Genomic DNA, 18,889 nt, shown 5'->3' with positions numbered 1-18,889 from the left:
GATTGGTTGCTTCTGAGGGCGCCGTCGTGATGTTCGGATTGTCGGCTTCTCGACATTTTCGCGTCGCAACTGTGTCGCGCTCATTCCTTTCCGAACCGCTTCAGTACGGAGTCGAACGGGACGAAGGCGCGGCCCGGCGTGGCGGGTTTGTTCGGATCGTGATCTTTGAGCACCTTGAAGACCCGGTGCTTGAGCGGCGAGGAAATCTCAAAGTCCTCGTAGGCGCGTTCCAGCGTGGCGCGCACCCGCGCGGCGATTACCTGGTCGGGCAGACCGGAGAAATCTTCTTCGGCAAGGTATTGGCCCACGCGCTTCATGATATGAAGCCGTGAGACATTCAGCACCTTCGGGTCATAGGAGACGCCAAGGACTGCGAAGAACTCCTCCGCAGCCGACAGGCCCTTCAGTCGTGCGAGGATGTCGGTGACATCGATGGGGCGGCTGTCAGCGGAACAATTCATTGCATTCTCCCTGGTCGGAAAACTGTGGTGTCGGTGCGTTCGTCGCAGGGCTGACCTGCGCGCAATCCGCGGTTGGAGGAATGAAATGGGATGAACCAGCCAGGCATGCCTCGCTGGTCATTTTATCGTAGAGCTCGACCAATTGAGTTGCAGTGACGGTCGATTTGGTCTCGGCCGCCTTGCGGCGGACGCGGGCCACCATAGCGGCTGCCAGATCCGGGTCGAGATCGCGGCCGCTTTCGCTCAGCACATGGGCAATTGCCGTGGCACCGGAATGCTTGCCGATGACGATACGCCGGCAGCGGCCCACAAGAGCCGGATCGAGCCCCTGATAGCTACGCGAGTCCTTCAGCAGCCCTGCGACGTGAATGCCGGATTCGTGGGTGAAAACATCGCCGCCGACGACCGGCTTGATGGCTGCTGTCGGCCGGCGGGCGGCCCGCGCCACATGGGCGGCGAGGTCGGGCAATGCGGTCAGGTCGATGCCGGTATCTGCGCCGTCGAGGACGGCCATCGCGGTGGCTACTTCTTCCAGCGCGGCATTGCCGGCGCGCTCGCCGAGCCCGAGGACGGTGACGGAGGCATGGCGCGCACCGGCGCGGATGGCGGCCAGCGTGTTGGCGGTAGCGAGGCCGAGATCGTTGTGGCCATGAAATTCGACGTCGATGGGAGACTGCGCCGCGACCCGAGCGACAATTTCGAAGGTCGAAAAGGGGTCGAGAACACCGACCGTGTCGGCCAGCCTGACGCGGCTTGCGCCGGCGCGCGCGGCCGTCTCGATGACGCGGGCGAGATGATCCCGATCGGCCCGCGAGGCATCCTCGCAGCCCACGGCAACGAAAAGGCCGCGGGCGGCTGCGCACCCGACCATATGCTCGATTATCTGGAGCGCTGCCGTCTGATCGAGGCCGAGCTTGGCGGCGAGTTGGATGTCCGATGCAGGCAGCGACAGATTGACGGCGGGGACGCCGCTCTCGATTGCTGCCTCGAGATCCTGCGACGTCATGCGGCACCAGGCGGTGAGCCGAACCGGGAGACGCTTCGCGACCGCGGCGCGAATTGCTTCGATCTCATCGGCACCCATGGCCGGCGTGCCGATCTCGATCTCTGGGACGCCGGATGCCGCAAGCGACACGGCGATTTCCAGCTTTTCCACCGTAGTGAAAACGACGCCGGGTGCCTGCTCGCCATCGCGCAGGGTTGTATCGTTGAGAAAGACCTGACGCTTCATGAGCGGCTGCCGGTTCTGCTGCCGCTGAGGCCTAGACCGCATTGAAGGTCTTCGGCACTTCGCCTGTCCGGCCCAGAATTGCGAACGCCACGCAGCCTCTCCACGATTGCGGGCATGACCTCAAGCACCCGGTCGACGTCCTCTTCGCCGTTGTCGCGCGCGAAGGAAAAGCGGACGACCCCATGTGGCATGTTCATCGCCCTCAAGACATGGCTCGGCTCCAGGCAGCCGGAGCTACAGGCGGAGCCGGCCGAACAGGCGATGCCCACGCGGCTGAGGAGAATTGGGATTGCATCGCCTTGGATATATTCGAAGGCGATGTTTGCGGTGTTCGGCAACCTCTCCAGCGTATCGCCAGTGACGAAGGTGTTCGGAATGCGCTGGAGAACCCCGTTCTCAAGGCGGTCGCGGAGCGACTTTACCCGTGTGGTCTCATCGTCCATGAATTTCGAGGCGAGTTCTGCCGCCATGCCGAGCCCGACTATGCTGGGCGTGTTCTCGGTGCCCGCACGCCGGTCGTACTCTTGGTGCCCCCCCTTGATCAGCGAGCAGAAGCGCACGCCACGCTTTACATAAAGGGCTCCGATCCCTTTCGGGCCATGCAGCTTGTGGCCGGAGAGCGACAGCATGTCGATTGCGGTCGATTTCAGGTCCATCGGAAGCTTGCCGACCGCCTGCACGGCATCGGTATGGAAAAGGGCGCCAACTTCCTTGGCCATCTCAGCAAGTTGGGCCACGGGGAAGATCGTACCGGTCTCGTTGTTCGCCCACATGATCGAGACGATTGCCACCTGTGGGGTGAGGGTGGCCCTGTAGGCGTCGAGGTCGAGCCGGCCATGGCGATCCACTGGAATTCTGTGCACCTTGACGCCGCGCGTCTTCTCAAGATGCGCGCAGAGCGTCAGCACGGCCGGATGCTCGACGGCGGAAGTCACGATCTCTGTTCGGTTAGGCATCTCCTCGAGCGCCGAAAGAATCGCTGCATTGTCGCTTTCCGTCCCGCCCGAGGTGAAGGTGATCTCATCGTCGAATTCTGCGCCGATCAGCGCTTGCAACTGCCGCCGTCCCTTACTCACCGCCGCACCAACTGAGGCGCCAAAACCGTGCGTCGACGAAGGGTTGCCGAATTGATCCCTAAAGAACGGCAACATCGCTTGAACGACCTCCGGATCGACCCGTGTCGTCGCGTTGTTGTCAAGATAGACAGTCCTCATGCGTGCAATCCTCAGTTGGCCGGAACGATGCGAAGACCGAGGCCGCTCGCATTGAGCCTCCGGCGCATGCCGTTGCTGGTGACGCAGGCGCCCTGGCAGACGCCGACGGTTTGACGTAGACCCGGTCGCCGCCGACATTCACAGTGCCCGCGCCAGCGTCTTCGATCAGTCAAATTTGCTGCAGCGTCGCCGCGGCCGAAGGTCTGGAATTCTGCGGCTTTGAACGTTTCCTTCACCGGATCGGTGCTGATCATTTTAAGCGCATTGCCGCAGGCGATCGCGCCGACCGCACAGGCTGCATTGGCCGTTTCCAGAACGCCGGCATTCTTCGGCCTGAAGGAGTATTCCTTGACCTTGTTGCTATAGTCCAACATGGCCTTCTCGATATCTGGGGCGATCAACTGAAGGACTTGCCGCAGTCGCACTTCCCCCGCGCGTTGGGGTTGTCGAAGACAAAGCCGGAGGATTCGAGTCCGGTTACGAAATCGACGGTCGTTCCGGCGACATGGGGTTGAGAGCCTGCGTCCACGAACATTTTGACCCCGTCTGTCTCGATGATCGCGTCGCCCTCGCGCGAGACGCTCTCCAGGCCCATTGAGTATTTGAAGCCGGCGCAGCCGCCGGCCTGGACCATGATGCGAAAGCCTTCCGCCGGCTCGCTGGCGCGGGAAAGAGCGGTCTTGACGGCGGCAACGGCGTTGTCGGTGAGCGTAATCATGGTTCGATTTCTCCTCAGTCCGTGACGGTTTGCAGATCACCCTGCATGGACCGTGCCAATGGAAAAAACCGTTTCAAAACAGCGCGATCTCTCTAACACTGCGATGAATCTTTGTGCGCCATTGCTGGGAAGACGTCGGGTAGCCGACACGTACTGTCGGGTTTGTCGAGTCTGCGACATGGGACTGCTCGGCCTGAGTTCCTGCTCCACTCTGACGTAAACCATTGAATAGCATGCAGAAGATTTGTTCTGAGCTTGCTTTGGCGCAATTGGCACGACTTTTGAAGCTCCCGTTGGCGAGGCGGCAAGAACCGCCGGCCGATAATCGTCTCGTGGGCGTCCCCTCGCGACGGATGGAACGAAGGAAGGAAAGCAACATGTCAGGTCTGGGTCAGATCCGCTTTCTACGGGAAAGCAGCACCGCCCGCGGAATCCGAATGCCCCATCGGCCGATTGGCGTCGACACCCACAATCGCTCACCACCGCCTGGTGGCCATTGACCGGCTTGAGACGGGATTCGACCGGCATTTGCCGGTTAGTGTCATTGCGTTTCGCCGTTCAGACGGCACGCCCGGCTTCAACTGGATGTCGACGGCGATGCGCACCGTCTCCAGCAACACTCTGTTCCTGGGCGAGCACGCTATTCGGGATCGAGCATTACGGCGCGCTCTATCGGCTGAAGATCACCCGGGCAGGGCAGCTGATCCTCACAAGCGGGCGGATCAGCAACGCAAGTGTGCAGACAGAAGCAGGCAGGTGGACGACATGGACCAGCGCGTGAAACCCTCCCCGGCCGAAATCCGGCGGGCGCAGGAAGACATGCCGAATATACGCGAGCGCGATCTCGCCGCCCTGTTGGGCATTTCGGAAGCGGAACTGGTTGCGGCGCATTGCGGTTTTGGCGCGGTGCGCATCGAGCCCCGCGTCAATGATCTGCTGACCGGCCTCGAAGCGGTCGGCGAGGTGATGGCGCTGACCCGCAATGAAAGTGCCGTCCACGAGAAGATCGGCGTCTACGACAAAGTGGTCACCGGCAACCAGCATGCCATGGTGCTCGGCGACGACATCGACCTGCGCATCTTCCCGGAAGCGTGGGCTCATGGCTTCGCCGTCGAGAAGCGCGATGGCGGCAACTTCAGGCGCAGCCTGCAGTTCTTCGATGCCACCGGCGAGGCGGTGCACAGGGTGCATCTCAGGCCCGCCTCAAACCTCTATGCCTACCAGAAGCTGGTGGCGGAACTCGAATCCTCAAACCAGGAGCCGATCGTGTCGGCTCAGGCGAGCGGAGCCGACGATGACGCGAAGGTTCCGGACCAAGCGGCCACGGTCGAGGACCTGCGCGAGCACTGGAGCCGGCTGACGGACGTGCATCAGTTCTTCGGCATGTTGAAGACGCTGGAGCTCAGCCGCCGCCAGGCGATGCGAATGGTCGGCCAGGATTACGCTTGGCTGCTCGACAACGATGCCGTTGGCGCCATGTTCGAACACGCGGCCGATGGTGAGATGCCGATCATGTGCTTTGTCGGCAATCGTGGCTGCATCCAGATCCATTCCGGCCCGATCAAGTCGGTCAAGCCGATCGGGACCAGGATCAATGTCCTCGACGAGACCTTCCACCTGCATCTCAGGACCCACCACATCCGCGAGGTCTGGGCCGTGCGCAAGCCGACCAGGGACGGCCACGTCACGTCACTCGAAGCCTATGGCGCCGACGGCAAGATGATCATCCAGTTCTTCGGCACGCGCCAGGAAGGCGAACGCGAGCGCGGCGACTGGCGGTTCCTGGTCGAGAACCTGCCGCGCATTCCCAACCCGTCCGCCGCGTGAGGTAAGACCAATGCGTATTGCTTTTCATTTCCACTCAGTGCTCGCGCCGATGCTCGGCGTTCTGCTGTCCGCCGCTTCGCCCGCCGAGGCCAATGAGGGCGTAGCTGTTTTTTCCGATCCGTCACGGATCGCTGGATCGGCGGCTCCATCACCGAGATCGTCTACGCTTGGCGAGGAAAGTCATCTCATCGCTCGCAATTCGACGAGCTACTATCCGAAAGCCGCGCTGAAGGTGACCGATGTCGCCTACACGCGTCAGCTGTCGGCGGAGGGTGTTCTGTCGGTCAATCCGTCCAACATGTTGGCCTTGCACGGCAGCGGCGCGAAGGAAGCGGCCGATCTGTTGGCGAAATCGAACGGGCCTTTCATCGAGCTGCCGGGGCACCACCGCCATAAAGGCATCCTTGAAAAATCCGCGTCGGAGGAAGGCAAAAGCGCCTCACACGGATCAGGATCGGGATCGGCTTGGATCAAGAATGGCTTTCGCCACCGATACAAGGCCGCAAGGCTAGGTCTATGCTTCGCTCAAGCAGCGCCCCCAAAGTACTGACCTTGCTTGTGATCTGTACAAGGGTCCGGAGGCGCCACAGAGAAGTCAGAGGCCACCCATCCGGCGATGGTGTTGTCGCCAGATCAAGAGCTGTTCTCACAGACAGGTAAAGTGCGAACAGAGGATGACGAAAAGGAGACGTTCATGACTGAAGCAACACTCGTTACAGGCAGCGGTGACGTGTCAAGCATCGCGGCTGTCCACCAACCGCCATCAATTGACGACAAACCCGCCACAGGCGCTCCGCACGGATACGCCCAAGAGGACGGGTTCATCCAAGACGCCTTGCGTCGAACCGCAGTCGCGGAACGATTCGATCTTTCTCTTGTGCTCGCGAGGTACCGGAGACAGTACAGCTTCTCACAAGCCGTCGCAGAGGACCATCGACGCGAACTTGTCCGTTTCTTGGCACTCTGCGCGACCGCCCGACAGTATGGCCGCTCATACGGGATGATGGGCGCAGTCGATGAGTTGTGGCACATGTTCGTCATCTTCACTAGAGACTACGCTCGATTTTGCGAAGAGGTGGCGGGCAGGTTCCTGCACCATATTCCCGAACCCGATGGCGTAGCTACGCAGGGTACCATCGACCGGTACCTCGCTTTCCTGGGGGACTACAGAACGGTCTACGGGGAAGAGCCGCCCCCAGCGTATTGGCCCAACCCGAAGCGCTCACCCCACAACACAGATGCTTCCTGCGACGGCTGCAGCGGCTGCGACGCAGCATGCGTTAGCTGAAGCAACACTTTTTAGAAGGAGCGCGTCGAATTGCTCGGCCCCAGATCGGCCGAGCCATTCGGCCGAATACTCAGCTGAGAACGAGGGGCACGGGCCATGCATATTTTGATGTTCGGAAAGATGCCTCCTATCCAGGGGGGTGTTTCCAAGGCAACTTGGGTAGCGGCAACCGATCTTGTGACCGCCGGCCATACGGTAACCTTCATCTCGAACGCCAACAGTATGGGCTACGGATTCCGGCAAATGGGATCGGCATCCAGCATAGAAGCGACGGTTGCTGGCTTCGCGGGAAAGCTTGAGATTCGGCAGCTTGAGGCGGTGCCAAGGCTCTCTTACATTCCATGGGCACCGCCGTACCTTAGCCAACTTTTGGGAAACGCCATCGCAGCCGCAAAATCGCGTACGCCCGACTTGGTGATTGGATGGTATCTTGAACCCTATGGTGTTGCGGCTTCGATCTTTGGTCGATTGGCCGACACACCGGTCATATTGCGGCACGCCGGAAGCGACCTGGGTCGATTGAGGAAAGTTGCCGATTTAGGGCCACTCTATGACCACTGCTTAGCGTCGGCAAGCCGTGTGGTGGCGAGCAAAAAGCAGGATGCGGTGCAGATTGTCTTGGATGCGGGCGTCAGACGAGAAAGCCTGGTCCAAGCTCGCGGCAGGAGGCTCGATGATTCCTTCTGGGAGCCTACTCGATTTGACTTTGAGGCACTTGTCGAAGAGGCGGAGGCTTTCTTCAGCAACTACGGTTTCGAACGCGACTTCCTGAAGATGCTGACCGATTGGAATAGGGAAGGGTTGAGGTGCTCAGATCCGATTGTCGGCAGTTACGGGAAAATCGGGATAGCGAAAGGAACCTACAGCCTAATTGATGCGCTGGACCTCCTCGCGGATCGAAACCTCCCGGTCGCCTATCGCGCGCTCTGGAGTGCCGCGCCTGATCGCTTTGCTCATGCATTCAACCACCTTGCGTCAAAGAAACGGCTGCGGGGTCGAACGATCATTCTGCCACCGCTTCCGCCGTGGGAAGTTCCGGCTTTCATAAGGTCCTGCTCAGTGATCACATTCCTGGAAAACAATTTTCCAATCACGTTTCATGGGCCTCAGATTCCGCGTGAGGTGCTGGCATGTGGTACACCGCTCATATTGAGCGGTGAGATTTGTTCGAAGGTGTCTTTCGCCGCCGAGCTGGCGGATCGGACAAACGTCCTGCGCGCCGAAGACCCCAACAATGTGGCCGAGTTGGCGTCGGTCTTAGAGCTGGCAATTACAGATCGCGAAATGCGAGCGAGCCTCTCACATCACGGAAAGACTCTCTCGCGCACAATAGAATCGACCGCTCTTCCGCATGATCCACTGATTGACGTGATCAGATCCATGTAAATGCTCGATGCCACACTGTCCAAACATACATGACGCAGACGTTTAGGACTGCAGGTTTGTGCATGGACCGCGTCAGAGCTGCTTCGCGATGTTCTTGCTTCCCTTCCTGGAGCGACGAAGCTGCGATTTGCCTCCACGACTGTCGAGCGGATAGCCGGAGTACAAGCATGGAGCGCCCGAGCTTTTTGAACGCCTCGCAAGGACGCGCGCGCTATCGGCGGATCGCCGACAGCGCGTCCGCCCTTATTCTCCGGTCGTCCACCTTACGGCCTTCTTGCCCTTTCTTGGCTGGGTGGTCGTCGCGGGAGATTGGCACCAAGCGATCGCAATCGCTATCGCCGTTCTGATCCCCATCATGGCTGCACTGACGTAGACAACCTAGTTGAGGATCACCGCCCTACCTGCTCGCCGTCAAGGCCAACGAGCCGACGCTCAGAGCCGAGATCGAGCGCTATTTCGACGACGCTCCCTCACCGATTGCCTCGACAGCTTCGTCGATCTCGACAAGGGCCATGGCCGCATCGAGGAGCGCACCGTCACCGTCTCGCGCGAGACTGGCTGGCTCGAAGGCCAGCGCCGCTTTCCCGGTGAACTGCGCCTGCCAGACGCCACAACCATCGTGCGCGTCATCTCGCGCACTGGACTGAAGGACAAAAGCCGCTTCGACACGCGATACTTCACCGCCTCCGCCGAGCTGACGGCTGAACGGGCCGCTCATGCCATGCGCGGCCATTGGCTGATCGAGAACGCTCTGCACTGGACCCTCGACGTCGTCTTCAACGACGACCAGTCGCGTCTCAGAAAAGACCTCGGCGCTCTCAACATGGCCATCGTGCGCCATTTCGCTCTCAACCTTGGCAGAGCTGTCAGCGACAGGCACTCCATCAAACTCAGGCGCAAAAAAAAGGCCGGCTGGGATCCGAACTACCTCGCCGCAATCCTCGGCGGCCTACGCCGTTAACCTGGATTCGGCGCCCTGCGCGCACTCGTGCCTTGCCAGCCGCCCGCCGTTACTTCGCCGTAGGAAGGGCATTGTCTGTGGCAAAAGCCGGCCAGTATTTCGAAATTGCTCGCGTGGCCCCGATTGAAGAGAAATGGCCATAGTCGAAATAGAGGAACTGGCCCGCGTCGGCGTAGGAGCAGCGTCCTGCGCTACAGAGGAAATTCAGCGGATCGATGAAGGTGGCGCCCTTGGTAAATGAGCGCACACGCTTGTTGATGTCGGGATCCATGGCCATTGGCCACGATGTATCATCGAGATTTTCGCGCTTTGCGAAGAACGCGATTTTCCGAACATCGGTTATGAACTGCGGGGACTGGCCGATGACAAACACGCGCACACCCAGACCACGAAGCGTATCGATCGTTTGCTGGAGACCGTCGAAACTTCTGGCCTCGTAGTCGGTCCACCGACCGCTGAGTACAACCGTCTTGATGCCGGCGTCCTGGACGATCTTCAGGGCTTGCTGATTGAACCGCATGCAATCCGGGCGTGCATAGGAGAAGTAGGAGAGGATCGGTGGACAGCCTGCGTAAGTATATTCCACGATGTTGGCTTGAAGCTGATTTATGTTGGCGTCCAGGCCTGAAACATAGTGGGCGGCGAACGAGTCGCCCCACAACAAAACGGTTGTAGGGAAGCCGCGAGTGCGCGTGCAATCCTCGATATTCCAGCTTTCGATCCGGCTGGAGCCCTCGTTGAAACAGGTGCCATTGCCCCAGTCCCCGACAGGAATCCGCTGTTGGGCATAGTCCGGAAACCTTTGCGGAAAGCCGTTGCCGAGCGCCCCCGCCGCCCCGCCAACGCAAAGAAGAGCGATCGCGCCCGCTGAAAAGGCGAAGATGGGCACCGGGGCGGTGAAGCTCCTTTTCTGCCGAAACGGCTGCTCGATATACTTCCAGGAAAATGCAGCCAATGCGAGGCTTGCAACCGTCATCGCAACGGTCATCAACGGGTCGAGTTTTTGTAACGAAAGATAGTGCGCGAACGCATTGATCGGCCAGTGAACAAGATACAGCGAATAGGAGATGAGACCGATCCAGACCAGCGGCCGGACTTCGAGTATGCGGGTAGCGGTCGTCGAGGGGCTATTTTGGCCAACATAGATAAGGAGGGCCGTTCCCAGGCACGGATACAAAGCGTTGTAGCCCGGGAACGGGTCGCTCTCCGAGATCGCAAAGAACCCGATGGCGAGAAGGCCAAATCCGGCCAGCCCGACCAGTTCCATAAGGAACCGGTTGCTCAAGGGCGGGGGCCGTTTCAGCATGAGCACCGCGCCCAGCATGAGTTCCCAGACTCGTGTCGGCAGCAGGTAGAATCCCGCGTTTGGCGCCAGCCATGTCGCCATGACCGCCAGCACGAAGCTGCCGAGAATGATCGGCAGGAGTATCGTCAGCCAGCGCTTGGCAAAATAGCGATAGATCAGGAACATCAGAATTGGGGCAAAGATATAGTACTGCTCCTCGACCGAAAGCGACCAGGTGTGCAACAGCGGTCGGAGCTCGGCATCGATGGAGAAGTAATTTGACGTCTTCCAAAAATAGACGTTCGACCAGAAAGTCGAGGCCGCTATGACGCTGAGACTGAATTCGTGCAGATCCGACGGCAGAAGAATGAACAATGCCGCAATGCAGGTGAGAAGCGTGACAAAGATCAGAGCCGGCAGGATGCGCCGGGCACGGCGCCAATAGAAGCTGATGATCGAAAACTGGCCGCGTTCAAGGTCGTCCAGAAGGCTTCCGGTGATCAGATAGCCGGATATGACGAAGAAGATATCGACGCCGGTAAAACCGCCTGGAATTGCCGAGATTCCGAAATGGAAGAGTACGACCGGCACCACCGCAACGGCCCGAAGGCCATCGATATCACGCCTGTATCTCATTCAAGAAGTCCTGTGTTCGCAGGTCACGGCGAGACTCGCAGTCCGTCCATAGCCGGGCGATACGGGTGAGTCTGGCAGATCGATATCAACTGGTTACCCTCTATCGTCTTTTGCTGCGCTGCAACATAAGTGTCAAGGCTGGCGAGCAGACAATCAGGGCTACGAACTCGGGTTAACGCGCTTTTGGGATTTCGGTTGATCTGGTTCCATGGGGCTTCGATGGTTCGAAGGCCCTGCCATGATGTCATCCACCCTGTCCCTGCGCGCTGGGACTTGCGGTGCCGATCGTGTAGGCGATGGCGGCAAGGCGCCTGTTCGAGAACGGCATCATGGCAAGGACGGTTTCGCTCTGGAGCGCGTGGCAGAGACCGAGACTGTCGTCTTCGACAAGACCGGTCCGCTGACTGCGGCGCGACAATGAGGCTGGCGAATGCGGCGGAGATCGGCGCCGTTGGCAACCGCAGCGGCGTTATTGCGCGAGCGAGGCTGCCTTTCCTCGGCCTTGTCGCCTTGGGTTTGATGAGGCGCCGGTCCTGATGGACGAGAGCGATGAGCCTGGTTCATTCCAGGTGAAGTCGGTGACGGTGGCGGTGCCAAGGCTGAGGATGAGCATCAGGCGTTCTCTCCACCGTCATCAGCATGACATCACGTTCTGCGATGGTTGCTGACATCGGCCTTTTCACGAAATTGAGCCGTTCAAAAAATTCGAGGGATTGATGAACGCCACCACATTCAGCAGCCCCGTTTTCGTGAAGGACGGGAATTGCATTGTGCGAGAAATTGTCAGCATCGATGGCGCCATTGATTTTCTCGAACAATGGCCCGAAAGCCGTCGAGATTTGATCCACGAGACTGCCCTCAAAGCGTGCTACGACGCGCACGATGGCTACAGGCCGGTTAGCGTGGTGCGTAAGGCGTTCATCAGCTTCGCCAAGCGGGCCTGCATACTGGAAGACCCGACTTCTGTAGTGCCTTGGATCGCACCCTCCAAATCGGGCAGTGGAACGGTAGGGGTGTAGGCACATTCGATCAGTGGTGCCGGGCCGGGTCGAAAATCCGCGAAACAGGGCAACCAGCGGCGGGCAAACTGTCCCGATCTGTAAATGTCCGACGCCGGCAAACTTAGCCGGCGCATCCGGCAGCTCTTGAGGTATCGCCGTCCCGCGCCGCGCAAAGGTGGCGGCGATCGCTCGTGGCAACCTGTCGTCGTCGAAGTTGAAGGACCGGCTGAGAATCCAGATGTCGTAGAAGTCCTTCATCCGGGTATTCGCCCGCCCCAGAGCCACCATCGTCTGGAATTTCTCGGCACCAGGCGACGCCAACTCGCGGAAAGCCTAAACCGGCAACATAACGACAACGGTTGAGTAACGACCGTGGCTCACGGGCGAACTCGAGGAAGGTGTGTCAGGCCCAACTTGGCACCGCATCCACGCTGTGTCACCCAGCCGACCGAGATGAGGCCGACCCCGGTCGCGGCAATCGCCGGCCCTGTCCTGGGTCTTACACGGCAGGACGCCCCGGTTACCGCGCGGCCGCCGACCATCGCCACATCGTCCACGCAATAACTCGCCCGCGGTCCATTGGCATATTGATCCTCGGAAATAATGGGAACGATGCCCTACTCCCCTTCGCCAATTGAGCGTACTTGCATGGAGACGACCCGGCGCTCAGGCACGGATGTGATCAATGCACCGACAATGATGGCCAATGCCGCGAGCATTCCTGGTCCCGTCAGCCATTCGCCGAAGAACATGGCTGCGAAGAGGGCGGAAAAGAATGGCTCGCTCGATTCGATGACCTGCGTCTTGTAAGCCTCGATATGCTGAAGGGCGAGGATTGTGCAGTAGAAACCGCAGAACGAGGGGATAACCCCGAGCGCTAACAAAGTTGGAAAGGTGTTCACTGACGGGATTGGTGCGCCGCTCCAGGCATAGGGAACAGCGAGCATGACAAAGCCATAAGCCAGGAACCACCAGAAGGTTTCTAGGGACGAGCGAAGTTTGAAGAACTTCCAAGCGAAAATAAAGCTGGCATAGCCTAGCCCTGCGATAAGGGCGAGGCTGATGCCGATAATGCTTCCAGCCATCATGCCGTCGCCGGCAATCAGGAAGTAGCCTCCAAGGAAAACCATGGCCATGGCGAACGCCTTTCGCGTGGTCACCCTTTCCTTAAGTATGAGGATGTCGAGCGCGATTGCACCAAGGCCGCCAGTAAAAACAAGGACGGCAACAAGTGGGATCGGCGCGTAGGCGAAAGCTTGGGTTTCGAAATGATAAAGCGTGAAGATGCCAAGCGTAGAGCAGACGGCGATCTTCCACGTGAATGCGGCGAGGAGTCGAGCCAAGCCCCCAGACCTCAAAAGGATGATGATCGAGAGTATCGAAAGCGCAATGCCGCAACGCCAGAATGCGACCGCAGTGGGGTCGAGCCCTTCATAAAAGGCGGACCGGGAAAGCACCCCGACGGTTCCATTGGACAGAGCTGCGAGGAGGGCGAAACCGGCTCCAAGGATCGACGACAGATAAGCATTCTTCATGGCTGTAACTTTGTTCCTATCATGTGCGAGCGGCAGGCTTCGCCGAATGCACGGAAGATTTCGACGCTGAGTGGATCCTCTGCGTGAAACCATTCAGGATGCCATTGCACGGCGGCGGCAAACGTTGCCGCGCCCTTTACGGAGACAGCTTCGATGACGCCGTCCATGCATCGCGCATCGACCTCAAGGCCATCAGCCAAACGCGCGATCCCCTGCCGATGCAAGGTGTTGACCAGGACTGGATTCTGTTGCGAGCGACGGATGCACCGGGCAATGTAACCGCGGCCTTCGGCTAGAATTGCATGCGAGCGGGCGTATTGAAGGTCGCGCGGGAGTGTGAGGTCTTCCACATGGGTGATCCGACCTTCACCTTCCGAAGGTTCACATGAGAGGGTACCGCCAAGCGCGACGTTGAGTTCCTGCAACCCACGGCAGATTCCGAACAGCGGAACGCCCGACGATAGAGCAATCTTGATCGCAGCAATGCTTGTCCGGTCCCGGTCGAGATCGAGCGTCTCTGGACAAGCTTCTGGCCCCCCATAGAATGAGGGCGAGACATTCGACTCCGCCCCGGTCAGCAGCACCCCGTTGAGGACCGAAAAGCAGGCCTGCAAACTTTGTTCCTCAAGTCCGCCTGGGATTACGAGCGGTAAAACACTCGCGGTCGAACACAGGGCTTCGAGATAACGGACGCGCACGGTCTCATAGCCGACGCCGTCCACTGTCTGGCGGTTGGAAACAACACCAACGATCGCCGGACTGCTGTCTACCATCGAGGCCACAATCAGGCGCCCTCAAGGGCTTGCCCGATATCGGCGATGATATCATCAATATGCTCAAGTCCGACGGAGATGCGGATTGTTCCATCGCGAACCCCGGCAGCAAGGCGCGCCTCGCGGGGAACCGAAGCATGAGTCGTCGAGGCTGGATGCGTGGCGAGCGTTCTCGCGTCGCCAATATTTGAGACGTGGTAGGCGAGTCGCAAGCGCTCGATAAAACGGCCCCCGGCCTCGATGCCTCCAGCGATCTCGAACACGATCATGGGGCCGCCATGATCGCCCATGTTCTGCACGGCGCGCTGCCGCTCAACTGTTCCGCCAAAAGGCGGATAGGTCACGTCGACAACACCAGGATGCGCCTTGAGATAGTCGGCGAGCTGCCGGGCATTGGAGCAATGTCGTGGCATTCGCAAAGGCAGCGTTTCCAGGCCTTGGATGCAGAGAAAAGATGCGAACGGCGACGGGCAGGGTCCGAAGTCACGCATGAGCGTGTTGCGCATCTTGAGCAGAAACGGGCTGGCCCCATAGGGGCCGGGCAGATCGCGCGCCGCATCGAGCCAGAGAATATTGCCATGGGAGGTATCAGGACGCGTCATCAACGGAAAGCGCTCGGAATAAGCGGCCCAGTCGAAGGTGCCGCCGTCGACGATAATGCCGCCGATCGTGGTGCCGTGGCCGCAGATATATTTGGAAGTGGACTGCACGGTGACATGGGCGCCAAGCTTGAGAGGGCGTGAAATGAGAGGGGTCATCGTGTTGTCGATGATCAGCGGAATTCCGAGTTCATGCGCGATCGCCCCCACTTCGACGATCGGGAAGGGGCTGAGCTTCGGATTGGGAAGCCCTTCCGCAAACCAGCAGCGCGTGCGGTGGTCCGAGGCTTCGCGGAAGCGCTCGGGATCGCTCGGATCGACGAAGCGCGTTTCGATCCCGAGCCGCTGAAACGTGGTGGCGAGCAGATTGATTGTCCCGCCATACAGATGCTCGGAGCTCACGATATTGTCCCCGGAAACGGCAATGTTCAGGATCGCAAGCATAATCGCGGCCTGCCCCGAGGAGGTTGCCAAGGCGGCGGCGCCACCCTCCAGAGCCGCAACACGTTGCTCGAATATATCCGTCGTCGGGTTCATTAACCGCGAATAAGTGCGCCCCTGCCGGCGCAGATCGAAGATGTCCGATGCGTGATCAATGGATTCGAACGCATAGGCGTTCGAGAGATAGATCGGCACAGTCGTCGCCAGAGTCGCCGGATCACAGCGATAGCCCCCATGCAGAACCGTCGTTTCCGCATGAAGGGCCGGCGTTGGCTCCAATCGTGTTGCAGAGCCATTTTTCTGGAGTTTGGTCAACTTCGAGTGCTCCGGGGACACATTGTTCTCGGTACGTAGCGTTCAGGCCCGCAATCCCGCGCTTGCGGCAAAGCGCTTCCGGTTCTGGTCGCGGATCAGTTTCAGGATCGAAGGCTCGCCATTTGGGCCAGACTGGAAGATCCCGCCCGCTTCGGAACAATGCGCCGCATAGACAGGGTCCCTCATGCGGATGGCATGTGCTTCGGGCAAGCGCCAGAGCGGGGTCGCTGGATCCAGATGATGATCGAGATGATAGTTGTCGCCGTTGATCGCGGTCAGCCACTTCTCGATATGACGGCTGCGGCGGTTCCGGGTCATTTCCAGGTCCACGGTTCGGCGGTCAATGGAGCTGCAATGCTCAGACATCTCGATGAACCAGCCGATGATGTGAAACGAGGTGAGGTACGGAACAACCCAGAGAAGGACAAGCTCCTGGAAGGAGCCGTAGGCCAGAGCTAGCGTTACGACACACGCCCAGAACGCGTAAAAGCCCCAGCAATCGAACACGTAACGCCATGTCTCTTCGCGTTTCACCCGCGTTGAGCTCTCCTTGCGAGAGAGGGTGTCTAGGATCATCCGGTATCTGTTGCGGAGCAGATACTTCAGATATGCGTAGGTTTTCGATCCAAGCAGGGGGAAGATGATGATCTTCCAAACGAAAGAGCGATCCGTTTGGGGTGTGAAGACACCTTCCGCGATGAAAAACCCGAGGTCAGGATCGGCATCGGCTCTCCCGAGGTAGGGGTGATGGCTGTGGACGTGGGACTCCTTGTAGGCGAAGTGGCGTTGAAACAGGGGCCAAGCCGTCAGCAGCGTGCCAAGCAGGAAGTTCAGCCCACGATTCTTTGTCAGCACACCGTGCGCACAATCGTGCAAAATGGTGGAGATGCCTCGCTGACGCGCTCCGATGACTATCACAGCTAGGGGATAGAACCACCAGCTTGCTCCGATGACCAGCCACGCGAAGGCGGCGATCACCGCATAGTCCTTTATGATGTAAAGAGGCCCATGCCAATTGTCAGTCTCAAGTGCCTTGATCTCGTGAGTGATGGATCGATCGAAGCGGTAGTGGATGTAGCGTTTTGGCGCTTCGATGCCGTGATACTGGGGCTGTACATGAGCGTTCATGAAAACACCTTTTGCCGAGAATTGCAGGGCCACTCGGCGGTATAGTCGCCGACGAAGCGGTCAATGAGATCAGCTTTGACGTTTGGCATGACAATCGCATGGGCGTAGTTGCCATGACATGCGAGCTGGTATTCGTTAACGAGCCTCTCGGACGGTTTCGGAAACACAACCGTCAAGGAGCACGGATTGAGCAATACCGGCACACTGGCTGAGCGTAGTGCTCCCGCAAAGCCATCCGCACGCCCGATGCAGGTTCGGGCAAAATGACGGAAACCGGCGATACCGAGGCGCGTCAGCCGGTTCCATATCGCGAGAACGGCGTGGCCGTTTCGCGATCCCATCAAGGTAGTATCATCAGAGCGCAAGTAGCTCACGGTGGAGGCCACTCGACGGACATGTTCGCGTCGGACTACGAGGACGCCGCAGGGCATCGGCGTGCCGATCATCTTGTGGCCCGAGGTTGACATACTATCGATCCCGTGCCGGAAGGAGGGACGGATACCACTCGGTAAGCCATCGACGAAGGGAAGGACCATTGCATTCAGGGCGCCATCGACGTGGACGAAGCGCCGACTCGGATCGATCCCGACTTGGTCCAGAACGCTGATGCAGGACGCGATATCATCGTGCGCCCCTTTCATGGTCGTTCCACAGGTCAATGCGAGAATGACGCAGCGATGGCGATTTGCCTGGACAACCTCCCGCAGAGCATCCGGACAGATGGCGCCGGTATGGTCGGCCTCGCACGTCAAAGCCTCGATCCGGAGGATTTTCGCCGCCTTTGGAACCGAATAATGCGCCTCTGTGGAGTGTATCAGAACCGGATTACCAAGAGTCTCTCGCGCAAGATATAGGGCCCACAGATTGCCCTCAGTTCCGCTCGCACCCACAGCTCCCCAGTATTCTTCTGGATCGGCACATTCCCAGACCCGAGCGAACCAGTCGACCACCTCGCGCTCTACGCCACAAACCTCAGTCGCATAGTGTGAACCGACATAGGGGTCGCCCAAGTTATTGATCAGAAATTTGCAGAACTGAGAGATTGGCCAGGCATCAAAGTCGAGATTGTACGGGTATCCCAGGTGTTTTTCGCGCCTATCGGCAAATTTATTGCTTAGTTTATCCAGAGTCGCATTGATAACGGCCGGAGTACTGAGACGAGTGTCCAATATATCGCACGTAAGCTTCACGCATATGCTCCGCTATAGCCGCCCAGGGAAACGGCAGGCAAGGGTGACTCAAGACCCGCTCCAATCAGCCCGCCACCACCCCGCCTCCGGCTCGGCGTCACTGATCCGGTAGACCGGGCGGCGACTTCGGCGAGATAGCCGTCCACGGCCGTTTGGGCGGTCGGTGCGCCGGGAACGACGGAATTGTCACCACGACGAGAATATCGGTTCGGCAACTCCCGAAGCCTCGCGACGAGAAAGCCTCAAAAATCGTGCCGACATCGCAGAAAGTCCTCAAAAAGAGCGTTCCCTATATTATTCAATGGTTTAACAAGGTGCAGTAGGCCAAACAGCCCCGCGTCGCGGACCCGACAGAGCGACCGTAAATGTCGGTTGTTAGACGTTGTCCTGGGAATGCTGGACAGGTGCTTATTAACGGCGGCGAGCCGAGGCATCGGTTTCGAGCAGCCGTTGCGGCCGCGGTCTTCCAGCCGGTCAAAGGGGCGGTCCAGACCCCACCTTGATCGTGCTAGCACCCCGTCCATTTCGACAATTGCGGCGGCACCCTCGGCAAGCGCGAACGCTATTGGTTCCGCGCCAAGAACGCGATCTCGGCTGCCGCCTCTGTGGGGTGTCTACCGCAAACCTTGTGTCCAAAGCTGAACAAGAATGTCGCAAGCTCGCCCAAAGGTCGCCAGGGCCGCCACCGCTTGCCGAGCAAGCTGTGTAACGCAGACGGAGCGCCGAGTCGGCACGCAACTTGCTTCGATGATTTCGACGCGCGAGATCGGCCTCGCCGTCGTTACGCTCGGCGGCGGCGCACGGCCGGAAGACAGCGTCGACCATTCGGCATCACCCGGCTGCTGCCTCTGTCGGCGCGGAGGCGGCGCCGCTGCAGCCACCGCCGCGAAGCCGCCCATG

Annotated in this window: 16 protein-coding genes and 2 pseudogenes; 6 read left to right on the top strand and 12 right to left on the bottom strand. The window is 59.4% G+C overall.

Going from position 1 to position 18,889, the window contains the following annotated elements; translation table 11 throughout:
- Window positions 1–80: 80 nt before the first annotated feature.
- The 5 genes from nifW to CIT26_RS10190 are packed head-to-tail and all read right to left on the bottom strand — an operon-like array spanning window position 81 to window position 3,624.
- The gene (gene nifW / locus CIT26_RS10210; RefSeq protein WP_095492461.1) at window positions 81–461 is read right to left on the bottom strand and encodes a nitrogenase stabilizing/protective protein NifW; all 381 of its coding nucleotides are present in this window, start codon (window positions 459–461) and stop codon (window positions 81–83) included.
- Complete coding sequence (gene nifV, locus CIT26_RS10205) at window positions 445–1,692, bottom strand: homocitrate synthase (protein ID WP_095492460.1); 1,248 nt, start codon at window positions 1,690–1,692, stop codon at window positions 445–447. Before nifV ends, nifW begins: the two co-directional genes overlap by 17 nt.
- On the bottom strand, window positions 1,689–2,906 hold the full coding sequence (gene nifS, locus CIT26_RS10200) for a cysteine desulfurase NifS (RefSeq protein WP_095492459.1): 1,218 nt from the start codon (window positions 2,904–2,906) through the stop codon (window positions 1,689–1,691). The genes nifV and nifS overlap by 4 nt, the downstream gene beginning before the upstream one ends.
- Window positions 2,907–2,917: 11 nt before the next feature.
- The gene (locus CIT26_RS10195; RefSeq protein WP_095492522.1) at window positions 2,918–3,280 is read right to left on the bottom strand and encodes an iron-sulfur cluster assembly scaffold protein; all 363 of its coding nucleotides are present in this window, start codon (window positions 3,278–3,280) and stop codon (window positions 2,918–2,920) included.
- Between the two features lie 23 nt (window positions 3,281–3,303).
- Window positions 3,304–3,624: a HesB/IscA family protein gene (locus tag CIT26_RS10190; RefSeq protein WP_095492458.1), complete on the bottom strand. Its 321-nt coding sequence runs from the start codon at window positions 3,622–3,624 to the stop codon at window positions 3,304–3,306.
- 538 nt (window positions 3,625–4,162) lie between these two features.
- Between CIT26_RS10190 and hemP the strand changes: the two genes are divergently transcribed.
- The 5 genes and pseudogenes from hemP to CIT26_RS10165 form a co-directional block, all read left to right on the top strand.
- Window positions 4,163–4,405 (top strand): hemin uptake protein HemP, encoded by a 243-nt coding sequence (hemP, locus tag CIT26_RS38670; RefSeq protein ID WP_425350336.1) that lies wholly within the window; start codon window positions 4,163–4,165, stop codon window positions 4,403–4,405.
- On the top strand, window positions 4,390–5,451 hold the full coding sequence (locus CIT26_RS10185) for a hemin-degrading factor (protein WP_095492457.1): 1,062 nt from the start codon (window positions 4,390–4,392) through the stop codon (window positions 5,449–5,451). The genes hemP and CIT26_RS10185 overlap by 16 nt, the downstream gene beginning before the upstream one ends.
- Before the next feature lie 10 nt (window positions 5,452–5,461).
- Window positions 5,462–6,001, top strand: coding sequence for a TroA family protein (locus tag CIT26_RS10180; RefSeq protein WP_095492456.1), 540 nt, complete (start codon window positions 5,462–5,464; stop codon window positions 5,999–6,001).
- 834 nt (window positions 6,002–6,835) lie between these two features.
- Window positions 6,836–8,125, top strand: a complete 1,290-nt coding sequence (locus CIT26_RS10170; protein ID WP_095492454.1) for a glycosyltransferase family protein — start codon at window positions 6,836–6,838, stop codon at window positions 8,123–8,125.
- A gap of 398 nt (window positions 8,126–8,523) precedes the next feature.
- Window positions 8,524–9,086 (top strand): annotated as a pseudogene (locus CIT26_RS10165) (ISAs1 family transposase); the annotation flags it as partial.
- A 49-nt stretch (window positions 9,087–9,135) separates the two neighbouring features.
- On the opposite strand, the gene CIT26_RS10160 reads toward CIT26_RS10165, so the two are convergent.
- On the bottom strand, window positions 9,136–11,007 hold the full coding sequence (locus tag CIT26_RS10160) for an acyltransferase family protein (RefSeq protein WP_095492453.1): 1,872 nt from the start codon (window positions 11,005–11,007) through the stop codon (window positions 9,136–9,138).
- Between the two features lie 238 nt (window positions 11,008–11,245).
- Between CIT26_RS10160 and CIT26_RS36510 the strand changes: the two genes are divergently transcribed.
- A complete protein-coding gene (locus CIT26_RS36510) occupies window positions 11,246–11,428 on the top strand; it encodes a hypothetical protein (protein ID WP_167391353.1) in 183 nt (60 codons plus the stop codon).
- Window positions 11,429–12,137: 709 nt separating this feature from the next.
- Here CIT26_RS36510 and CIT26_RS10150 read toward each other — a convergent pair.
- The 6 genes and pseudogenes from CIT26_RS10150 to CIT26_RS10120 form a co-directional block, all read right to left on the bottom strand.
- Window positions 12,138–12,314: pseudogene (locus tag CIT26_RS10150) on the bottom strand (nucleotidyl transferase AbiEii/AbiGii toxin family protein); the annotation flags it as partial.
- 311 nt (window positions 12,315–12,625) lie between these two features.
- The gene (locus CIT26_RS10140) at window positions 12,626–13,543 is read right to left on the bottom strand and encodes a DMT family transporter (RefSeq protein ID WP_167391356.1); all 918 of its coding nucleotides are present in this window, start codon (window positions 13,541–13,543) and stop codon (window positions 12,626–12,628) included.
- Window positions 13,540–14,316 (bottom strand): gamma-glutamyl-gamma-aminobutyrate hydrolase family protein, encoded by a 777-nt coding sequence (locus CIT26_RS10135; protein WP_095492520.1) that lies wholly within the window; start codon window positions 14,314–14,316, stop codon window positions 13,540–13,542. The genes CIT26_RS10140 and CIT26_RS10135 overlap by 4 nt, the downstream gene beginning before the upstream one ends.
- An 11-nt stretch (window positions 14,317–14,327) precedes the next feature.
- Complete coding sequence (locus CIT26_RS10130; protein WP_095492451.1) at window positions 14,328–15,671, bottom strand: O-acetylhomoserine aminocarboxypropyltransferase/cysteine synthase family protein; 1,344 nt, start codon at window positions 15,669–15,671, stop codon at window positions 14,328–14,330.
- A 42-nt stretch (window positions 15,672–15,713) separates the two neighbouring features.
- Window positions 15,714–16,799 carry a fatty acid desaturase family protein gene (locus CIT26_RS10125; protein ID WP_095492450.1) on the bottom strand — a complete coding sequence of 362 codons (1,086 nt, stop codon included), beginning with the start codon at window positions 16,797–16,799 and terminating at the stop codon, window positions 15,714–15,716.
- Window positions 16,796–17,989: a histidine decarboxylase gene (locus CIT26_RS10120; RefSeq protein ID WP_245319328.1), complete on the bottom strand. Its 1,194-nt coding sequence runs from the start codon at window positions 17,987–17,989 to the stop codon at window positions 16,796–16,798. Before CIT26_RS10120 ends, CIT26_RS10125 begins: the two co-directional genes overlap by 4 nt.
- Window positions 17,990–18,889 lie beyond the last annotated feature (900 nt).

The organism is Mesorhizobium temperatum (assembly GCF_002284575.1).
In the GTDB taxonomy this organism is placed as follows: domain Bacteria; phylum Pseudomonadota; class Alphaproteobacteria; order Rhizobiales; family Rhizobiaceae; genus Mesorhizobium; species Mesorhizobium temperatum.
Note: the sequence above shows the minus strand (reverse complement) of the source record. Positions and strands in the feature narration are given on the sequence as shown.

Coding starts and splice junctions, on each gene's coding strand:
- nifW (WP_095492461.1), bottom strand. CDS start 461: ATGAATTGTTCCGCTGACAGCCGCCCCATCGATGTCACCGACATCCTC.
- nifV (WP_095492460.1), bottom strand. CDS start 1,692: ATGAAGCGTCAGGTCTTTCTCAACGATACAACCCTGCGCGATGGCGAG.
- nifS (WP_095492459.1), bottom strand. CDS start 2,906: ATGAGGACTGTCTATCTTGACAACAACGCGACGACACGGGTCGATCCG.
- CIT26_RS10195 (WP_095492522.1), bottom strand. CDS start 3,280: ATGTTGGACTATAGCAACAAGGTCAAGGAATACTCCTTCAGGCCGAAG.
- CIT26_RS10190 (WP_095492458.1), bottom strand. CDS start 3,624: ATGATTACGCTCACCGACAACGCCGTTGCCGCCGTCAAGACCGCTCTT.
- CIT26_RS10185 (WP_095492457.1), top strand. CDS start 4,390: ATGGACCAGCGCGTGAAACCCTCCCCGGCCGAAATCCGGCGGGCGCAG.
- CIT26_RS10180 (WP_095492456.1), top strand. CDS start 5,462: ATGCGTATTGCTTTTCATTTCCACTCAGTGCTCGCGCCGATGCTCGGC.
- CIT26_RS10170 (WP_095492454.1), top strand. CDS start 6,836: ATGCATATTTTGATGTTCGGAAAGATGCCTCCTATCCAGGGGGGTGTT.
- CIT26_RS10160 (WP_095492453.1), bottom strand. CDS start 11,007: ATGAGATACAGGCGTGATATCGATGGCCTTCGGGCCGTTGCGGTGGTG.
- CIT26_RS36510 (WP_167391353.1), top strand. CDS start 11,246: ATGATGTCATCCACCCTGTCCCTGCGCGCTGGGACTTGCGGTGCCGAT.
- CIT26_RS10140 (WP_167391356.1), bottom strand. CDS start 13,543: ATGAAGAATGCTTATCTGTCGTCGATCCTTGGAGCCGGTTTCGCCCTC.
- CIT26_RS10135 (WP_095492520.1), bottom strand. CDS start 14,316: ATGGTAGACAGCAGTCCGGCGATCGTTGGTGTTGTTTCCAACCGCCAG.
- CIT26_RS10125 (WP_095492450.1), bottom strand. CDS start 16,799: ATGAACGCTCATGTACAGCCCCAGTATCACGGCATCGAAGCGCCAAAA.